The 17,400-nt window shown below is 69.0% G+C and carries 14 protein-coding genes; 5 read left to right on the top strand and 9 right to left on the bottom strand.

The window, feature by feature from the left end; genetic code table 11:
- The first annotated feature begins 81 nt into the window (after positions 1–81).
- A complete protein-coding gene (locus IC535_RS08695) occupies positions 82–858 on the top strand; it encodes a DUF481 domain-containing protein (protein WP_228885283.1) in 777 nt (258 codons plus the stop codon).
- A gap of 134 nt (positions 859–992) precedes the next feature.
- On the opposite strand, the gene hemC is transcribed toward IC535_RS08695, so the two are convergent.
- From hemC to mdoH, 5 genes are all read right to left on the bottom strand, one after another.
- Positions 993–1,904, bottom strand: a complete 912-nt coding sequence (hemC, locus tag IC535_RS08690; RefSeq protein WP_228885282.1) for a hydroxymethylbilane synthase — start codon at positions 1,902–1,904, stop codon at positions 993–995.
- A 91-nt stretch (positions 1,905–1,995) separates the two neighbouring features.
- Positions 1,996–2,718: a LytR/AlgR family response regulator transcription factor gene (locus IC535_RS08685; RefSeq protein ID WP_228885281.1), complete on the bottom strand. Its 723-nt coding sequence runs from the start codon at positions 2,716–2,718 to the stop codon at positions 1,996–1,998.
- Between the two features lie 10 nt (positions 2,719–2,728).
- On the bottom strand, positions 2,729–3,775 hold the full coding sequence (locus IC535_RS08680) for a sensor histidine kinase (protein WP_228885280.1): 1,047 nt from the start codon (positions 3,773–3,775) through the stop codon (positions 2,729–2,731).
- A gap of 3 nt (positions 3,776–3,778) precedes the next feature.
- Positions 3,779–4,447: an alpha/beta hydrolase gene (locus tag IC535_RS08675; protein WP_228885279.1), complete on the bottom strand. Its 669-nt coding sequence runs from the start codon at positions 4,445–4,447 to the stop codon at positions 3,779–3,781.
- Positions 4,448–4,512: 65 nt separating this feature from the next.
- Positions 4,513–6,414 carry a glucans biosynthesis glucosyltransferase MdoH gene (gene mdoH, locus IC535_RS08670; RefSeq protein WP_228885278.1) on the bottom strand — a complete coding sequence of 634 codons (1,902 nt, stop codon included), beginning with the start codon at positions 6,412–6,414 and terminating at the stop codon, positions 4,513–4,515.
- Between the two features lie 511 nt (positions 6,415–6,925).
- On the opposite strand from mdoH, the gene IC535_RS08665 reads away from it, so the two are divergent.
- Complete coding sequence (locus IC535_RS08665; RefSeq protein ID WP_228885277.1) at positions 6,926–8,962, top strand: TonB-dependent receptor domain-containing protein; 2,037 nt, start codon at positions 6,926–6,928, stop codon at positions 8,960–8,962.
- Positions 8,963–9,008: 46 nt separating this feature from the next.
- On the opposite strand, the gene IC535_RS08660 is transcribed toward IC535_RS08665, so the two are convergent.
- A complete protein-coding gene (locus IC535_RS08660; protein ID WP_228885276.1) occupies positions 9,009–9,173 on the bottom strand; it encodes a hypothetical protein in 165 nt (54 codons plus the stop codon).
- Positions 9,174–9,383: 210 nt separating this feature from the next.
- Between IC535_RS08660 and IC535_RS08655 the strand changes: the two genes are divergently transcribed.
- A complete protein-coding gene (locus IC535_RS08655; protein ID WP_228885275.1) occupies positions 9,384–9,773 on the top strand; it encodes a DUF2628 domain-containing protein in 390 nt (129 codons plus the stop codon).
- An 86-nt stretch (positions 9,774–9,859) separates the two neighbouring features.
- On the opposite strand, the gene IC535_RS18790 is transcribed toward IC535_RS08655, so the two are convergent.
- Positions 9,860–12,418 carry a methyl-accepting chemotaxis protein gene (locus IC535_RS18790; protein WP_306433062.1) on the bottom strand — a complete coding sequence of 853 codons (2,559 nt, stop codon included), beginning with the start codon at positions 12,416–12,418 and terminating at the stop codon, positions 9,860–9,862.
- Positions 12,419–12,687: 269 nt separating this feature from the next.
- On the bottom strand, positions 12,688–13,587 hold the full coding sequence (locus IC535_RS08640) for a helix-turn-helix transcriptional regulator (protein ID WP_228885274.1): 900 nt from the start codon (positions 13,585–13,587) through the stop codon (positions 12,688–12,690).
- A 126-nt stretch (positions 13,588–13,713) separates the two neighbouring features.
- Between IC535_RS08640 and IC535_RS08635 the strand changes: the two genes are divergently transcribed.
- Positions 13,714–15,915, top strand: a complete 2,202-nt coding sequence (locus IC535_RS08635; RefSeq protein ID WP_228885273.1) for a TonB-dependent receptor — start codon at positions 13,714–13,716, stop codon at positions 15,913–15,915.
- Between the two features lie 90 nt (positions 15,916–16,005).
- The gene (locus tag IC535_RS08630; protein WP_228885272.1) at positions 16,006–16,626 is read left to right on the top strand and encodes a DNA-3-methyladenine glycosylase; all 621 of its coding nucleotides are present in this window, start codon (positions 16,006–16,008) and stop codon (positions 16,624–16,626) included.
- On the opposite strand, the gene IC535_RS08625 is transcribed toward IC535_RS08630, so the two are convergent.
- Complete coding sequence (locus IC535_RS08625) at positions 16,623–17,381, bottom strand: SDR family oxidoreductase (RefSeq protein WP_228885271.1); 759 nt, start codon at positions 17,379–17,381, stop codon at positions 16,623–16,625. The two genes, IC535_RS08630 and IC535_RS08625, sit on opposite strands and share 4 nt — an antisense overlap.
- Positions 17,382–17,400: the final 19 nt, after the last annotated feature.

Here is a 17,400-nt window from a genome sequence, read left to right as displayed (position 1 = left end):
CGGGCGCGGGTAAATGCGCGTGAACGCATCAAGTATCATCACGCGTTGCCCACCCCCACCGCCCGATCCGGAGAACCGTTGATGTCCCTGCGCGTCTCGTTGCTTGCTTCCCTGCTGCTGTGCGCCCCTGCGGCGTTTGCGCAGGACACCACCGACCCGGCCGCGATGACCTCGCCGTGGAGCGGCAGCGGCGGTGAACTCGGTTTCGCCTCGGCGCGCGGCAACAGCAACACCGAAAGCGCCAACGGCCGGCTGCGCCTGCGCTATACCGACGACGACTGGGTGCACAGCATGGACCTGTTCGGCCTGCGCTCGCGTTCGGAGCACACCGAAACCAGCGACGACGGCACCGTCACCAAGCGCACCGATACCACCGCCAACCGCTACACCGGCAGCGCCGGCAGCGCGCTGCAGCTGGGCGAGCACCGCCAGCTGACCGCCACGGTGCGTTACGAGCGCGACGATTTCGCCACCTACGACCGCCAGAGTTCGTTCGGTCTGGGTTACGGCACCCGGCTGGTGGAAGGCGACCGCTTCTACATGGACGCGCAGATCGGCCCGGGTGTGCGCCGCACCCACAACACCGAGGACGATGCCACCCGCACCGGCCTGATCGGCCGCGGCCTGTTCGACGTCAAGTACTCGCTGACCCCCAACACCGACCTGGTCAACACCCTGCTGGTGGAATCGGGCTCGTACAACACCTTCGGCCAGAACGATTTCGGCGTGTCGGTGAGCATGAACGAGCACCTGGCGCTGAAGGCCGGCTGGCAGGCCCGTTACAACAGCGACGTGGCCCAGGACAAGCGCAAGACCGACACCCTGACCACGATGAACGTGGTCTACAAGTTCAAATAAGGGGTAGTGCCGGCCGCTGGCCGGCAACCCGGCATATCCTGCCGAGGATTCATGAGGTTGCCGGCCAGCGGCCGGCACTACCGCCCCCACGGTCGGTACCCCAACGGTAGGTGCCGACCGTTGGTCGGCACACCTCAAACGGCGAGCAGTTCGCCGGCACCGCCATCCAGCAAGGCCTGCGCCACGCGCTGGCCCAGTGCATCCGGGTCATTGCCAGGACCGCGTGCCTGGGCGCGCACGATGCGCCCATCGGCCACGCCGCCGACCAGCCCCTGCAGGAACAGGTCCCCGCCTTCCCACTGCGCGAACCCGGCCACCGGCACGTGGCAGCTGCCGTGCAGCGCGCGGTTCATCGCCCGCTCGGCTTCCACGCAGGCGCGCGTACGTGCGTGGTCGAGCGCGGCAAACAGGGCCATCACCTGCGCATCGGCGCCATTGCATTCCACCGCCACCGCGCCCTGCGCCGGTGCCGGCAACCAGGCCGGCGCGGCCAGCCTGGCCACGATGCGCGCGCCCAGGCCCAAGCGTTCCAGCCCGGCCACGGCCAGCACGATGGCGTCATAGCCGCCGTTGTCGAGCTTGGCCAGGCGCGTATTGACATTGCCGCGCAGGTCCAGCAGCGCCAGGTCCGGGCGCAGCGCGCGCAGCTGCGCCTGCCGGCGCAGCGAGGAGGTGCCCACCCGCGCGCCGATCGGCAATGCCTCCAGCGAGGCGTACAGGTTGGAAATGAAGCCATCGGCCGGGTCGTGCCGGGGCAGCATCGCCGGCAGCACGAACGGGGCGTCCAGCTCCATCGGCACGTCCTTGAGCGAGTGCACCGCGCAGTCCGCCTCGCCGCGCAGCATGGCCAGCTCCAGTTCCTTCAGGAACAGGCCCTTGCCGCCGATCGCGGCCAGCGACCGGTCCAGCACCTCGTCGCCGCGGGTGCTCATCGGCACCAGCACCACCTCCAGCCCCGGATGCGCCTGGCGCAGGCGGTCGGCGACGTGTTCGCTCTGCCACAGGGCAAGCGGGCTCTTTCGGGTGGCGATGCGCAGGATCTTCATGGGCCCATTATCGGCCCATCATGGTGGATCGACCAACGCCGGCCGGTCATGGCGGCGTATCGAGTGGCGCGTATCGACCGACGGTCGATACCTACCGGAGGTCCTGCTTGATGCTGGCCACGCAGCGCCGGCTTACTTCCAGCGGCTGCTTGCCATGGCGCAGCACGGCCTGGACCTGGCCGGCGCTGTTGCGGCGCAGCTCCACCAGTTCGTGGCGGGCCACCAGGCAATTGCGGTGGATGCGCACGAAGCGGCCGATGAACTCCTCCTCCAGCGACTTCAGCGATTCCTCGATCAGGTCTTCGCCGCGCGCGTGGTGCACCACCACGTATTTCTCTTCGGCCTGCAGGTAGTGGATGTCCTCGATCGGGATCAGCCGCAGGCTGCCGCGCAGGCGCGCGCACAACAAGGTGCGCGCCTGCTGGCTGGGCGCGCCCTGCTGCCCGCTGCGCCCGGCCAGGAAGGTGCGCGCGCGTTCCAGCGCGGCGGCCAGGCGCTCGGGGCGCACCGGCTTCATCAGGTAGTCGATCGCGGCCGCCTCGAATGCCGACAGCGCATGCGCGTCGTAGGCGGTGCAGAACACCACCGCCGGGCGCGGGTCGAAGGTGGCCAGGTGGCGTGCCGCTTCCAGCCCGTCCAGGCCGGGCATGGCGATGTCCAGCAGTACCAGGTCCGGTTGCAGTTCGGCGCAGGCATGCAGAGCCTGTTCGCCGTTCTCGGCTTCGGCCACCACCTCGACCCCGTCCTGTTCGGCCAACAGGCTGCGCAGGCGCTCGCGCGCCAGCGGCTCGTCGTCGGCGATCACTACCTTCAAGGCGAACTCCTCACTGCACCGGCACCGTGATGTCGCAGGCATAGTAGCCCTGGCTCCATGCCCCCGTCATCCGCGCCGACGGACCGAAGCGCCATGCCAGGCGGTGGGCGATGCTGCGTTGCGCATGGCCGGCGCCCTGGGCCAGCGGCAGTGCGCGTGCGTCCGGATCCGGGGCCGGGTTGCGCACGCCGATGCGCAGCTGCGCACCGTCGCAGGACAGCGCGATGACGATGGTGCCACCGGCCGGCAGGCGCGAGATGCCGTGCAGCACCGCGTTCTCCACCAGTGGCTGCAGTACCAGGCGCGGCATCGGCAACGCCCACGGCAACGGCTCCTGGCGCTGCCATTGCACTTGCAGGCGTTCGCCCAGGCGCAGCGATTCGATCGACAGATAGCGTTCGGCCAGCTCGCACTCGGCCTGCAGGGTGGAATCGCCCTCGCCGGCGCCCAGCGCCGCGCGGAACAGGTCCGACAGGTCCAATACCGCGCGCTCGGCCACCACCGGGTCGCGGCGCACCAGGCTGGCGATCAGGTTCATGCTGTTGAACAGGAAATGCGGGCGGATCCGCGCCTGCAGCGCATCGGCCTGGGCGCGCGCATTGGCCACGATCTGCGCGCTCCAGCGGTCGCTGACGTAAAAGTAGCGCAGCGCCAGCGCCACGATCAGCGCGGTCATGGTGGCGCCGCCCAGGGTGAAGCGCCAGAAGCCGACCTGCTGGGCGAACCCATCGGTGTCGAGCACGGCGTACAGCGCGTGCACGATGCCGGCACAGAGCGCGGCGATCAGCGCGCTCATCAGCACCGCCAACGCGCCGCCCACCGCTTCGGGCAGGCGCGACAAGGCATTGCGCGCCAGGCACAGGCACACCGTCACCGCCAGCGCCAGCCACAGCGCAAAGCCACTGGCGGCGACGAAGTCGGCCAGGCGCCACTGGCGGCTGCCATCGGGCGCCAGGGCCACCACCACCACCACCAGCTCGGCCAGGCCCAGCATCGCCACCAGCCGCGGCAGCCGGCACAGCTCGGGCAACCAGGGCAGCGGGCGCGGCAGGTTCATCGCTCAGGCCGTCTGGAAACGCGCGTCGAGCCAGTCGCCCAGGGCCTGCAGTTCTTCGCCGCAGACCTGGTGGGCCATCGGGTAGCTGTACCAGGCCAACGGGAAGCCGAGCGCTTTCAAGGTTTCGGCGGTGTGCGCGGCGATCGCCTGCGGAATCACCGGGTCCTGCACGCCATGGGCCATGAAGATCGGCGGACGGATGCCGTCGGGCGCGCGCCGGGCGGCGGCGTTGTCCGGATCGGGCAGGTAGGTCGACAGTGCGATCACACCGCCGATCGGGTCGGTCCGGCGCAGCACCGCGCTGAGGATCACCGCCCCGCCCTGGGAGAAACCGGCCAGCAGGATCCGTTCGGCGGGAATCCCGCGCGCGATTTCCGCGGCGATCAACGCATCCAGCGCCTGCACCGAGGCGTCGACCCCGGCGGCATCGGCGCGCGATCGGAAATCCATGCTGACGATGTCGTACCAGGCACGCATCGGCACGCCGTTGTTGATGGTGATCGGCTGCACCGGCGCATGCGGGAACACGAAGCGGATCGCCGGCCAGTGCGGGCGCAGCAGCTCGGGCACGATCGGCGCGAAGTCATGCCCGTCCGCGCCCAGGCCATGCAGCCACAGCACCGCCCACTGCGGGCCGGCGCCGGTTTCGTTCACCACGGTATCGAGCATCATGCGGCTTCCTCAAGGTCAGGCCGCATTATGGACCGTGCGGCCGGCAATGGCCGCACGTCGCTTCACTAGGCCGCCGGCCTGGCCGCGGCCTGGCGCAGCTGCGCGGCACGCACCAGCACCTTGGGCGGTGCGGTTTCCTCGGGAATCTCCATCAGCCCCAGCCGGTGCATCCAGGTGCCGGCGCTGCGCGACGAGGTCAGCGCCACCACCGGGATCGCCAGTACCATGCCGATCACTACCGGCGCCATCCAGGCCGCCAGCGACGGCGACACCGCATAGGCCAGCGCGCCCATGAACAGGCCGAACACGCTCAGCCCGCCATAGCCACGGATCAACGCCGGCCAGGAAATGCCGCCATCGTCGCGCTGCTGCGCATCCCAGCCGGAGTCCTTGCCGGCCAGCACTTCGGCCACGCCGCGCGACTGCACGTACATCACCACCGGCGCCATCAGCGCGGCCAGCAGGGTTTCCAGCAGCATCGATACCAGCGCACGGAAACTGCCGCCGCAGCCGCGCCGTTCCACCCGGTCCAGCACCATGGCCAGGTAGCCCAGCACCTTGGGCGTTAGCAGCACCACCATGGTGAGGGCGAACATGCGGATCACCTTCTCTTCGTCCTGGTGGCGCCAGTACACGCCGGGCGAGAGATGCAGCACTTCGTTGAAGTCGATGCCGCCCTGGAACAGCGGGATGGCGATGCCGATCAGCATCAGCATCGCCCACATCGGCGCGGTGAAGTAGTGGCCGATGCCGATCATCATGTGCATGCGGCTGACCCAGTGCAGGCCCTTGGACGCCACTACCTTGGCGTGCTGCAGGTTGCCCTGGCACCAGCGGCGGTCGCGCACCAGCATGTCGGTCAGGGTCGGCGGGCCTTCTTCATAGCTGCCTTTCAGGTACGGCACCATGTGCGTGGCCCAGCCGCCGCGGCGCATCAGCGCGGCCTCGACGAAGTCGTGGCTGAGTACGTGGCCGCCGAACGGCTGCCGCCCCGGCAACGCGGGCAGGCCGGCGTTTTCGGCGAAGGCCTGGGTGCGGATGATCGCGTTGTGGCCCCAGTAATTGCTTTCCGCACCGTGCCACCAGGCCACGCCGCGGCCGATCACCGGGCCATACACGCGCCCGCCGAACTGCTGCATGCGGGCAAACAGGGTACGCCCACCGATCACCGCCGGCAGGGTCTGGATCAGCCCGACGTCGGGGTTGTGTTCCATGCCCGCGACCAGGCGCACGATGGTGTCGCCGGTCATCAGGCTGTCGGCGTCCAGGATCAGCATCTGCGGGTAGGCGCCACCGAAGCGGCGCACCCAGTCGGCGATGTTGCCGGCCTTGCGCCCGCCGTTGTCGCCGCGCCGGCGGTAGAACAGCCGGCCATGCCCGTCCACCGCATCGCACAATGCGGCGAAGGCCTGCTCCTCGGCCGCCCCGATGTCGTCGCGGCGGGTGTCGCTGAGCACGAAGAAGTCGAACTGCTGCAGCTGCCCGGTCTCGGCCACCGACTCATAGATGGCCTGCAGGCCGGCCAGCAGCCGGCGCGGGTCTTCGTTGTAGGTCGGCATCAGCAGCGCGGTGCGGGTATGCACCACCGGCAGCGGCTGGTCCGGGTCGATGCCCAGCTTGTAGCCGCGGTCGAACACCGCGGTGAGGAACCCGGCCACGGCGCCGGCGAAGGACAGCGCGATCCAGGCGAACAAGGCCACGAACAGCACCAGCAGGCAGGCCTCCAGCACGCTGATGCCGTTCATCGCCAGCACCTTCCACATCATCATGGTGGCGGCGATGGTCATCGCCGCGGTGCCGCCGAGGATGTAGAAACGGCGCAGCGCCATCATCCGCGGCGCCGTGCGCTGCCGCGGCACCTGCAGCCGGCCCTCGACGAAGGACTGCTCGGGCATCGGCATCGGCGTGGGCGCCGGCAGGACCGCGCGCCCGGCATCGGCGACGGTAGGGACGGGCGGCCCGCTCATCGGCGGCGGTCCTGGACGGGGCCGGCCATCCGGGCCAGGCCCGGTGCGGAGGGGGTCATCCAGATCCCGGCCCGCCCAGTGGCGCGCCTGTGTCCTGTCGGTGCGGGGCCATGGCCGGCACGCAGCTGCTGTCTGTCACTACCGGAAACCACGAACTCTCCAACGTATCTGAGACGAAAAATGCGGTCCAGTCTATGGGGCGAAATGTAAGCCGGGTGCGAAGGGGTCCTTCGGTAATTCCTCCCCATTCAGCAAATTCGATCGGCAACTCCGATGCCGCCAATTGCGACAACCTGCCGCAGCCCTTGGCCGGCGGGCCTTTGCCCATTCATTTTGTAAACGGTTATCATTCCGCTGCCCAGGCAGGCAGGCGCGTTCCGCACCACCCACCCAGACGCGCCGGATCGGCTCCGTGCGCAGTCCGCTCCACCGGCCAGGTCGCCTCCCCGCATTGCCATCATCGCGGGCCGCTTCCGGCCGGGGATTCCGCTCCCCCTGCATGGAAGACCCAATGTCTGCTTACTCCCCCTCCCCCGCGCGGCTGGTCCGCGCCCCGCTGGCCCTGGCCGTGTGCCTGCTGCTGGCCAGCCCCGGCATCGCCCGCGCCGACGGCGCCGGCACCGCCGCCGCCAAGGAACTGGACACCGTGGTGGTCACCGCCTCGGGCAACCAGCAATGGATCAAGGATGCGCCGGCCAGCATCAGCGTGATCTCGCGCGAGGACATCGAGCGCCAGCCGGTGCACGACCTGGGCACCCTGCTCAGCCGCATCCCCGGGGTGACCGGCGGCCTCAGCGCGGCCGGCGAACAGTCCAAGATCAAGCTGCGCGGCATGCCGTCGAACTACACCCTGATCCTGGTCGACGGCAAGCGCGTGGGCAGCTCGGCCTCGACCAACTACCGCCCCGACCTGGGCCGCCAGGACCTGAACTGGATCGCGCCGGACCAGATCGAGCGCATCGAAGTGGTGCGTGGCCCGATGTCCTCGCTGTACGGCTCGGACGCGATGGGCGGGGTGATCAACATCATCACCCGCCGCATCGGCGACACCTGGGGCGGCAGCGCCACCCACAGCTACACCTCCCCGCAGGACGGCAAGCGCGGCGATACCCAGCAGATCGGCAGCAACCTCTCCGGCCCGCTGACCGAGAACATCGGCATGCGCATCGGCGCCAACTACACCAACCGCGAGTCGGACCGCAGCAATGGCGGCGTGTACGGCAACGCCTACGGCGGCGAGAAGGACCGCAACGTCGATGCGCTGCTGGACTGGAAGATCAGCCCGGCGCAGAGCCTGCAGCTGGAGGCCGGCCATGGCGTGCAGCAGGCCTATGCCAGCGCCTCGCTGGAAGAACAAGGCGACGGTGCGTGGGGGGCCAGCGAGCTCAAGCGCACCAGCCTGTCGCTGAGCCACAACGGCAACTGGTCCTTCGGTACCTCCAAGGTCACCGGCTACTGGACCGAGTTCAAGAACGACATCGGCCCCACCGGCCGTTCGCAGGCCAGGGACATGATCCTGGAAGGCAGCCTGGGCACGCCGTTCACGCTGTGGGTGGACCACCAGCTGAGCGTGGGCGGGCAGTGGAAGCGCCAGCAGCTGACCAACACCAACACCATCGGCCAGGCCCCGGTCGACTACGCCGGCAACCCGGTCAACGGCTCCACCCTGGAAGTGGACACCTGGGCGGTGTTCGTCGAGGACGAACTGAAGCTGCATGAAAAGCTCGCCCTCACCGTGGGGGCGCGCCTGGACCACCATGAGCAGTTCGGCAGCCATGTCAGCCCGCGTGCCTACCTGGTCTACCACCCGGCGTCGCACTGGACCCTGCGCGGCGGCATTTCCAAGGGCTTCCGCGCGCCCAGCCTGACCGAGAACGCCGCTGCGGCGGCGACCCAGTCCGGCGGCCGCGGCTGCGGTTCGCTGCGGCCGTTGGGCTATGTCACCGGCGGCTGCTACATGGCCGGCAATCCGGACCTGGATCCGGAAACCAGCACCAACCGCGAGATCGGTTTCAACTTCGACAACGGCCGCATCGATGCCGGGCTGACCTGGTTCCATACCGACTTCAGGAACAAGATCGAGTACGAACCGCTGGGCAAGTTCCATGACTACTGGTGGACGCGCATGGAAAACGTCGAGCGCGCGCGCACCAGCGGCATGGAAGGCAACCTCAACCTCAACCTGGGCGAGCAGTGGCGCTGGCGCACCTCGGCGACCTGGATGAAGGAAGCCAGGAACCTGACCACCGGCGAGAACCTGATCGACACCCCCGAGTTCTCCGGCTATTCGTCGCTGGACTGGACCCCGGTCGATGCGTTTTCGGCCACGCTCTCGGCGCAGTACACCGGCAAGCAGGCCGGGGTAGCCAGCAGCTTCATCAAGGCCTATACGCTGTATGACCTGACCGGCGCATGGCAGGTCAACAATGCGCTGACGGTGCGCGCCGGGGTGAGCAACCTGGCTGACAAGAAACTCTATGCACAAGGCGCCACCGACTACTTCGTGGCCGGGCGCAGCTACTTCCTGGGAATGACCGCACGCTTCTGATGCGTGCATGGCGCGGTGCGTGGGCACAGGCCCACGCGCCGACGCTTCAGGCCGGCGTTGCCGCCACGGCGATATCGGCATCCACCGGCGGCTGGGTCAGCGCACGCGAGCCGAGCTGGGAGAACTGCAGGTGCGCCAACAAACGCTGGGCCTGGGTGGCGACCGGGCACGGCGCAATCTGCGGGCCGGCCGGCGGACGCTCGTGGGACATCACAACACTGGGCATATCGGATTTTCTCTTGGCATTGCTGTTCACCACGGGGCTCCCTGCCGCGCGGAATGCGAACCGTATATCAATTCTGGGTCGGATGTGTGACGGGCCCTGCAGTTCGCCAGGAGGCCGACGTGCCGCGCCAGGACGCTGGCGGCGTTCGATATGGAACAGCTATCATGTAAACGTTTACACCTAACTTTGATGGATATGGATTCCAATACCACCACTCCCCTCAGCCCCAAGTGGCAGTTCCGCTTCAACTTCTTCGAGCAGCACGGTGCGCCCAACACGCCCACCTTCAAGGCTGCCTACAAGGAGCTGCCGTTCGGGCAGAAGCTGAAGGTCAACTTCAACTTCTTCGCGCTGTTCTTCAGCTGGATCTACCTGCTCATCCTGGGCATGTGGCGCAAGGCGCTGACCATCCTGGGCATGACCATCGTGCTGATGGTCCTGGCCTCGTTCATGCCGGCCGTGGTCGCCCGCGGTGTCTGGATCGGCTGGTCGCTGCTGATCGCGATGACCGCCAACTACTCCTATTACCAAGAGAAGGTGAAGGGCAACGTCAGCTGGAACCCGTTCCAGGGCATGCGCTGGTAAACGCCGCCTGGCGCGGACAGCAAAGCCCGGTCGCAGGACCGGGCTTTTTTTTGGTTCTTCGCCGATGCGGGGCGTCAGCTGCGAACCTACGCCGCCACGCCGCGCCGCGCCGGGACCGACGCCGGCACGCGCAGCGCAGCGGCCTGCGGCGTACCGGCATCGATGCGGAAGATCGCCACGGCAGTGCCCAGGTGCTGCGCCTGTTCTTCCATCGCCCGCGCCGCCGCGGTGGCTTCTTCCACCAGCGCCGCGTTCTGCTGGGTGGTTTCATCCATCTGGGTGATGGTCTGGTTGACCTGCTCGATGCCGGCCGACTGTTCCTTCGACGCGGCCGAGATCTCGGCCATGATGTCGTTGACCCGGCGCACGCCGGTGACGATTTCCTGCATGGTCTGCCCGGCCGACTGCACCAGCGCCGAGCCCTGGCTGACCTGGCCGACCGAATCGTCGATCAGCGTCTTGATCTCCTTGGCCGCCGCCGCCGAACGCTGCGCCAGCGCGCGCACTTCCGAGGCCACCACGGCAAAGCCGCGGCCCTGTTCGCCGGCACGGGCCGCTTCCACCGCTGCGTTCAACGCCAGGATATTGGTCTGGAAAGCGATGCCGTCGATCACCGTGATGATTTCGGCGATGCGCTTGGACGAGGCTTCGATCCCGGCCATGGTGCTGACCACCTGGCCGACCACCTGGCCGCCCTGCGCGGCCACCTCGGCGGCGCCGGCCGCCAGCTGGTTGGCCTGCACCGCGTGGTCGGCGTTCTGGCGCACGGTGGAGGTCAGTTCCTCCATCGAGGCGGCGGTTTCCTCCAGGCTGGCGGCCTGCTGTTCGGTACGCCGCGACAGGTCGCTGTTGCCCGAGGCGATCTCGCCGGCCGCCAGGTTGATGCTGGCGGTGGCCTGCTGGATGCGCCCGACGATGTCGGTCAGCTGGGTCACGGTGGTGTCGGCATCGTCGCGCATGCGGGCAAACACGCCATGGAAGTCGCCGTGCATGCGCGCGGTCAGGTCGCCGGCGGCGATCGCGCGCAGCAGCGCGGAAATCTGCTGCAGGTTGTCGTCGCTGACCTGCATCATGGTGTTGAGGTTGCCGACCATGGCGCGGAAATCGTGGTCGAAGCGCACCATGTCGCCGCGCTGGCTGAAATCGCCCAGCGCCGCCGCGCCGGCCAGTTCGCGGATCTGGGTGTTGATCGCGCCCAGGTTGGCCTTGGTGGTGTCCATCGCTTCGGTGAAACGCGCCTGCTCGCCGGGCAGGCGGTCCATGTCCTGGGACAGGTCGCCCACCGCATACCGCTGCATCACTTCGACCAGCCGGTAGGTCACCGCGATATTGGCGCCGACCAACCCGTTGGTGTCTTCCACCATGCGTCCATACGCGCCCGGGAAGGCCTGCGCGTCCATGCGGTAGCCCAGCTCGCCGGCAGCGTGGCGCTGGGCCATGCCGGCCTGGGCGGCCAGCACGGCCTGCAGCTGGCTGCGCATGCGCTGCATCGCATCCAGCAGGCGCCCGACCTCGTCATTGCGCGAGGCCGGCAGCGCCGTGTCCAGGCGGCCTTCGGCGATCTCGGCCGACAACCGCACCGCGTCGGCCAGCGGCCGGATCGCCTGCCGGCGCAGCAGCACGTACACGCTGCCACTGAGCACCAGGGCCGCGCCCAGGCCGACGGCCAGGATGATCCACAGCAGCGCACGCGCCTGCGCGGTGATCAGCTCGTGCGGCACGATCACGCCCAGCGCGAACCGCTCCTGGCTGCCGCCGATGCGCAGCGGCACGTAGGCCTTCACGTTGCCGGCGGCATCGGCGGTGAATGCGTCGAACGGCTTGTCGGCCGCCACCGCCGCCAGCAGCGCGCGGGTGGCCGCATCGTCGCGGCGCTTGCCGATTTCGCTGGCGTTCTGGGCGGCCAGCACGATGCCGCCGGGCGAAATCAGTTCCACATGGCCCTCGCCCATCGGGCGCAGTTCGGCCAGGCGTTGCTGCAGCGCGGCCAGCGCGACGTCCACGGTGACCGCGCCGAGGAAGGTACCGTTGTCCAGCACCGGCGTGGACAGCGTGGTCATCAGCACCGGCTTGCCGGCGATCTCGTAGCGGTAGGGCTCGGCCACGGTCGGCCGCTTGAGTTCGCGCGGACGCAGGTACCAGTCGCCGTCGCCGGGCACTTCATAGCCCTTGAGCGCGTCCTGCACCGGGCTGCCGTCCTGCCACGACCAGTAGCTCATGAAGCGGCCGCTGGCATCGTGCGCCGGGGCATCGACGAAGGCGCTGTCCTTGCCGTCGAAGGCCTGCGGTTCCCACAGCGTGCCGAAACCCACCCATTCCGGGTGCGACTGCAGCTGCTGCTGCAGCACCTGGGCGGCAGTGGCGCGCGACAGGGTACCGGCGGCGCGCTGCACCACCAGGCTGTCGGCCAGGGCCCGGCTGGCGGCAAACGCCGCCGACAGGTCGGCACCGACCCGGCGCGCCTCGGCCTCGGCCTGGCTTTGCATGGTGCGCCGCGATGACTCCACCAACGCCTGGCTGGCTTCGCGGTAGCTGATGGCGGCGGTGATGCCGAAGCAGAGCATGGCAATCAGCGCGGTCCCCAGCATCAGCCGGTTGGCAATGCTGCCTGGGCGCGGGGAAGCAGTCGGGCGGGACGCGGGCATGGGGGCGGTTCCTGGAAGAGGTACAGGTCAGGCGACGCCATCGGGCGCCACTACGGCAACACGCAGTCCATTGCGGTGCCGGTCGGCGCGGTGCAACTCACGGCCGGCCCGGCAGGAAACGGTGCAGCTTGGACACAACGCGACGACCGCGCCCGACGGCAGCCGGAAGACACGCCCGGACCCGCCGTGGCCCCGTCGACACGCGCCGGGGCATCAAGCTGGATAACGGCCCTGCCGCGCCAATGTTGAGCCGCACTTGCTGACCAGGTTCAGTGTCCGTGGCGGGCGGGCGCGTCATCGGCAGCACGCCCCCAGGCCGACGGTGCCTGCCCGGTCACCCGCCGGAACGCCGCGGCGAACTTGCTCGGGTTGGCATAGCCCACCGCGAGCGCGGTGGCGGTGACGCTGTGCCCGGCCCGCAGCAACCGCTGGGCCGCCTGCATCCGGCGCCGGGTCAGGAACACATACGGGGTCATCCCGGTGGCCTGGCGGAAGCTGCGGCTGAAGCTGCTGCTGTCCTGCCCGGCCACGCGCGCCATGCAGGCCACGCTGAGATCTTCGCCCAGCCGGCTGTCGATGAACGCCTGCACGCGCGCCAGCCGGGCCGCCGACAGCGCGCGTGGCGGCGCGGTGCGCGGCGCGGCGGTACCGCCAAGGCATTGCAGCCGCTGCAGGATCACCGCCACACCGTGGTCGAAGAACGCACGCGATCCGGCATGGGCATCGGCGCACTGCCACAACGCCCACATCACCGCGGTCACCACCGGGTCGGTATGCAGCCGTGCGGCCGCCGCGTGCAGGTCGCCCGGCGCGATGGCTGCCGCGTGCCGGACCAGGTGCCGGCCGTCGACCACCAACCCGAGCAGGTCCAGCGGCGGGCTGTCGAATTCCCCCGGGCAGTCGGGCAGCACCACATTGATCGCGCCCACCGGCCAGGGCTGTTCGATCCGGCCCAGTGCGCTGCGCTGGTACAGCGGCCCGCCGCCCCCCACCAGCAGCCCGATGCGCAGCCCGCAGCCCTGGCCCATCGGCCCGGCCGCCGCCGCGAAGGGCTGGCGCAGCAGCGCCACGCTGCCATCGGCAGTACCCCGGCAGGCATCGGCGCGCACGCCGCCGCCTTCGGCCAACAGGCGCGCGGCGATCGGGTCGGCGGCATCACGGCAGGTCATCGAACACGGATCCGGTTCTGGAGCGGTCGCGGCAGGAATGGAGCTGCGCCGCGAATTGTTACACAGTAACGTTATGAGCTCATTCTCGCTACCGTGGCGCGCGCCGCCACCGCCAAGGGGTTCTGTGTGAAGCACGCCGTACTCGCTGCCGCCATCGCGGCAGCGCTCCCGTTCCTGCAGGCCGCGCCTGCCTCCGCCCAGACCGCCAGCGCCAGCCGGGCCACCGAACTGGACGGCATCGTGGTCACCGGCAGCAAGCGCGATACGCCCTACCTGCGCAGCGACATCTCGGTCACCGTGCTCGACCGCCAGGCCCTCAAGGACGCCAACGTCACCGAGTTCCGCGACCTGGACAAGCTGGCACCGAACGTCAAGTTCAACGTGATGGGCCAGCTCAGCGACATGTTCATTTCCATCCGCGGCATCGAATCCAACCCGTTCCTGGTCAACCGCGCCTCGGTCTACATCGACGGCATCCCGTTCCGCGAACTCAGCAACGCGGTGCTCAACCAGGTCGAATCGGTGGAGATCCTGCGCGGGCCGCAGGGCACCCTGTACGGCGCCAACAGCGAATCGGGCCTGGTGCTGGTGCGCACCCGCGCACCGTCGGCCAGCACCGAAGGCGAGCTCAACCTGCGCGCCACCACCTTCGGCAATGGCCATGGCGGCAGCCTGGATGGGTTTCTCGGCGGCGCACTGGGCAAGGGCGACCGCCTGTTCGGTTCGCTGGCCTTCATGGCCTCCGACGAGGATGCTCACCTGAAGAACCTGACCCCGTACGGCGGGGTCAACGGCAAGGTCCGCCAGGCCTATCTGCAGGGCAAGCTGCGCTGGGAGCCGACCGACGCGCTCACCATCAACGCCCTGGCCTACCACCTGGGCACGCGCGCGCCAGGCATGTTCGAGTACGAATACCTGCCGCTGGACGTGGGCCTGTACAACCGCAGCTACGGCGCGCGCTACAACGAGGGCCGCCAGACCGGCGATTTCACCTATATCAACGATGCGCCCAAGCGCACCAGCAAGACCGAGAACGTGGCCGGCACCAGCGCGCAATGGCAGCTGGCCGCCGGCACCCTGGACGCGGCGCTGTCCTACCGCGAGCAGGCCGATACATCGGCCGGCTACGACTTCGACATGACCGCCAGCCCGGCCCTGGCCGGGCGCATCCACGACACCCAGCGCAACTGGAACGGCGAACTGCGCTTCACCTCACCAAGCGACCAGGCGCTGACCTGGATCGGCGGGGTATCCACCTACCGCGTGGACAAGGAATCGATACTGGGCACCCTGGTCGGCCCGCCGCCGCGCGCGCTGGAGAGCTATGTACTGGCACCGCGGCAGGGCTCGCAGGGGCAGGATTACAGTGCGTTCGGCACGCTCAGCTACACCCCGCCGGCACTGCCCAAACTGACCGCCAGCGTCGGCCTGCGCTATGAGCAGGCCAAACGCGCGACCCGGCAGAGCGCCGGCCAACTCGACCTCGGCCCCGGCGGGCTGGTGTTCTACCGCGATGCCGGGCTGTCGCACACCTTCAACGCCACCCTGCCGCGCGTATCGCTGCGCTACGACGCCTCGGACACGCTCTCCTTCTATGCCGCCTCGGCCAAGGGCTACATCCCCGGCGGCTTCAACCTGGCCGCCGCGCAGAGCGATGTGGTCAACGACAAAGTGCTGCGCTACGAATCGGAAATGATGTGGAGCCATGAAGCCGGCTTCAAGCTCAACGTGCTCGGCGGCCGCGGCCATATCGGCGCGGCGGTGTTCCAGATCGACTCGGACAACTGGCAGGAGATCCAGCTGGCCACCGATGCCAACGGCCGCCCGATCTCGTCGGACTACGTCGGCTCCGATGCCGCGATCCGCTCCCGCGGCGCCGAGATCGAAGGCGTGCTGCAGATACTGCCGGGGCTGACCTTGACCGCCAATGCCGGCTATGTGGACGCGCGCTACCGTCGCCTGCAGGTAGGCGAAAACGAAAGCCTGGCCGGCAACCGGGTCAAGCTCACCCCGCAGTACACCGGCTACCTGGCCGCGCGTTACCAGCACCGCTCGGGCCTGTTCGCGCGGGTGGAATCGGCGTTCAACGGGCGCATGGCGCTGGACGAGCGCAACCGCACGTTCCAGCCGGCGGTGGCCATCATCGGCGTGCAGCTGGGCTACGAACAGGGCCCATGGACCACCCGCGTCTTCGTCGACAACCTCACCGACAAGCGCCGCATCAACGGCCTGATCTTCGACAACCTGGCCTTCGGCCGCGATGGCAACTACTACGGCCCGGTCGACCGCCCGCGGATCATCGGCGCCGAGCTGGGATACCGGTTCTAACGGCCGCCTGATCGATGCCCTGCCGGGTGGGTCTTGATGTGCCGCCCACTCGGCATCGGTCATGCTGCAGCGGCTATGGGAGAACCGCCGATGACCTCAGTACTGCCTGCATGGACCACATTGCCGCGTGATTTCTACCAGCACCACCCCACCGTGGTGGCGCCGGCCCTGTTGAACAAGATCCTGGTCCGCGACGATGGCCGCGCCGGGCGCATCGTGGAAGTGGAAGCCTATGCCGGCGACCAGGACCCGGCCGCGCATTCGTTCAAGGGCATGACCGCGCGCACCGCCACCATGTTCGGCGAAGCCGGCCACCTGTATGTCTACTTCAACTATGGCATGCACTGGGGCGCCAACGCGGTCTGCGGCGAGGTCGGCCAGGGCTGGGGCGTGCTGCTGCGTGCACTGGCGCCGCTGGCCGGCCTGGACCGGATCCGCGCCGCGCGCCCGGCGATACGCCGCGACCGCGACCTGGCCAGCGGGCCGGGCCGGCTGTCGCAGGCGATGGGCATCACCGGCGCCCTGGATGGCGCGGACCTGGTGACCGACGACCGCGGCATCCGCATCGTCAGCGACGGCACCGCGCCGTGCAGCGCCCCCGTCATCGGCCCGCGCATCGGCATCAGCCGTGCCCAGGAGTTTCCCTGGCGCTGGCATGTGCCTGACGATGCGAATGTGTCGGTGCGGCCACGGCGCAAGGTGGGCGGCTAGCCAGCGCCCTGCGCCGGGTTGGACTGCCGCAACCATTGCTCGAAGCCCACCGCACCGATCCATGCCGCACCGGCCGGCACCAGCGTGTCGTGCTGCAGCTGTGCGCCGAAGTAGGCCGCCTGCGCATCGCCGACCACCTCGCGGCGATCGCCGGTGGCGGCCAGGTAACGCTGCGCCAACGCCGCCATCGACGCACGCTCGGGCCCGGCGATTTCGACCACTGCGTTGGCCGGCGCCTGCAGCGCCACGCGCGCCACCGCATCGGCCACGTCCTCGGCGGCAATCGGCTGCACCAGGGCGGTGGGCAGGCGCAGGCCCTGGCCTGCGAACTGGATGATGCCCGGCAGGAACTCGAAGAACTGGGTGGAATGGATGATGGTGTAGGCCAGGCCCGAGGCACGGATCAACCGCTCCTGGGCGATCTTGCCGCGGAAGTAACCGCTGGCGGCAAGCTGGTCGGTGCCCACCACCGACAGCGCCACATGGTGGGCAACCCCGGCCCTGGCCGCGGCGCCCAGCAGGTTCCGGCCGGCGGTCTCGAAGAAGGCCAGCACCGCCGCATCCTCGAACGAAGGCGAATTGGCCAGGTCCACCACCACCTGGGTACCGGCCATGGCCGCATCCAGGCCGGCGCCGGTGAGCACGTCAATGCCCGTGGACGACGCGGCCACCACGACCTCATGACCCGCTGCGCGCAGGCGTTCCACCACCTTGCTGCCAATCCGGCCGGTACCACCGACGACGAGAAGCTTCATGACCGATCTCCAGGAAAAT

The sequence above is a fragment of the Stenotrophomonas rhizophila genome (assembly GCF_020857975.1).
Classification (GTDB): Bacteria; Pseudomonadota; Gammaproteobacteria; order Xanthomonadales; family Xanthomonadaceae; genus Stenotrophomonas; species Stenotrophomonas rhizophila_C.
Note: the sequence above shows the minus strand (reverse complement) of the source record. Positions and strands in the feature narration are given on the sequence as shown.

Bases quoted from the DNA above. Each gene is read 5' to 3' on its own strand.
- IC535_RS08695 (WP_228885283.1), top strand. From the start codon at position 82: ATGTCCCTGCGCGTCTCGTTGCTTGCTTCCCTGCTGCTGTGCGCCCCT.
- hemC (WP_228885282.1), bottom strand. From the start codon at position 1,904: ATGAAGATCCTGCGCATCGCCACCCGAAAGAGCCCGCTTGCCCTGTGG.
- IC535_RS08680 (WP_228885280.1), bottom strand. From the start codon at position 3,775: ATGAACCTGCCGCGCCCGCTGCCCTGGTTGCCCGAGCTGTGCCGGCTG.
- IC535_RS08675 (WP_228885279.1), bottom strand. From the start codon at position 4,447: ATGATGCTCGATACCGTGGTGAACGAAACCGGCGCCGGCCCGCAGTGG.
- mdoH (WP_228885278.1), bottom strand. From the start codon at position 6,414: ATGAGCGGGCCGCCCGTCCCTACCGTCGCCGATGCCGGGCGCGCGGTC.
- IC535_RS08665 (WP_228885277.1), top strand. From the start codon at position 6,926: ATGTCTGCTTACTCCCCCTCCCCCGCGCGGCTGGTCCGCGCCCCGCTG.
- IC535_RS08660 (WP_228885276.1), bottom strand. From the start codon at position 9,173: ATGTCCCACGAGCGTCCGCCGGCCGGCCCGCAGATTGCGCCGTGCCCG.
- IC535_RS08655 (WP_228885275.1), top strand. From the start codon at position 9,384: ATGGATTCCAATACCACCACTCCCCTCAGCCCCAAGTGGCAGTTCCGC.
- IC535_RS18790 (WP_306433062.1), bottom strand. From the start codon at position 12,418: ATGCCCGCGTCCCGCCCGACTGCTTCCCCGCGCCCAGGCAGCATTGCC.
- IC535_RS08640 (WP_228885274.1), bottom strand. From the start codon at position 13,587: ATGACCTGCCGTGATGCCGCCGACCCGATCGCCGCGCGCCTGTTGGCC.
- IC535_RS08630 (WP_228885272.1), top strand. From the start codon at position 16,006: ATGACCTCAGTACTGCCTGCATGGACCACATTGCCGCGTGATTTCTAC.
- IC535_RS08625 (WP_228885271.1), bottom strand. From the start codon at position 17,381: ATGAAGCTTCTCGTCGTCGGTGGTACCGGCCGGATTGGCAGCAAGGTG.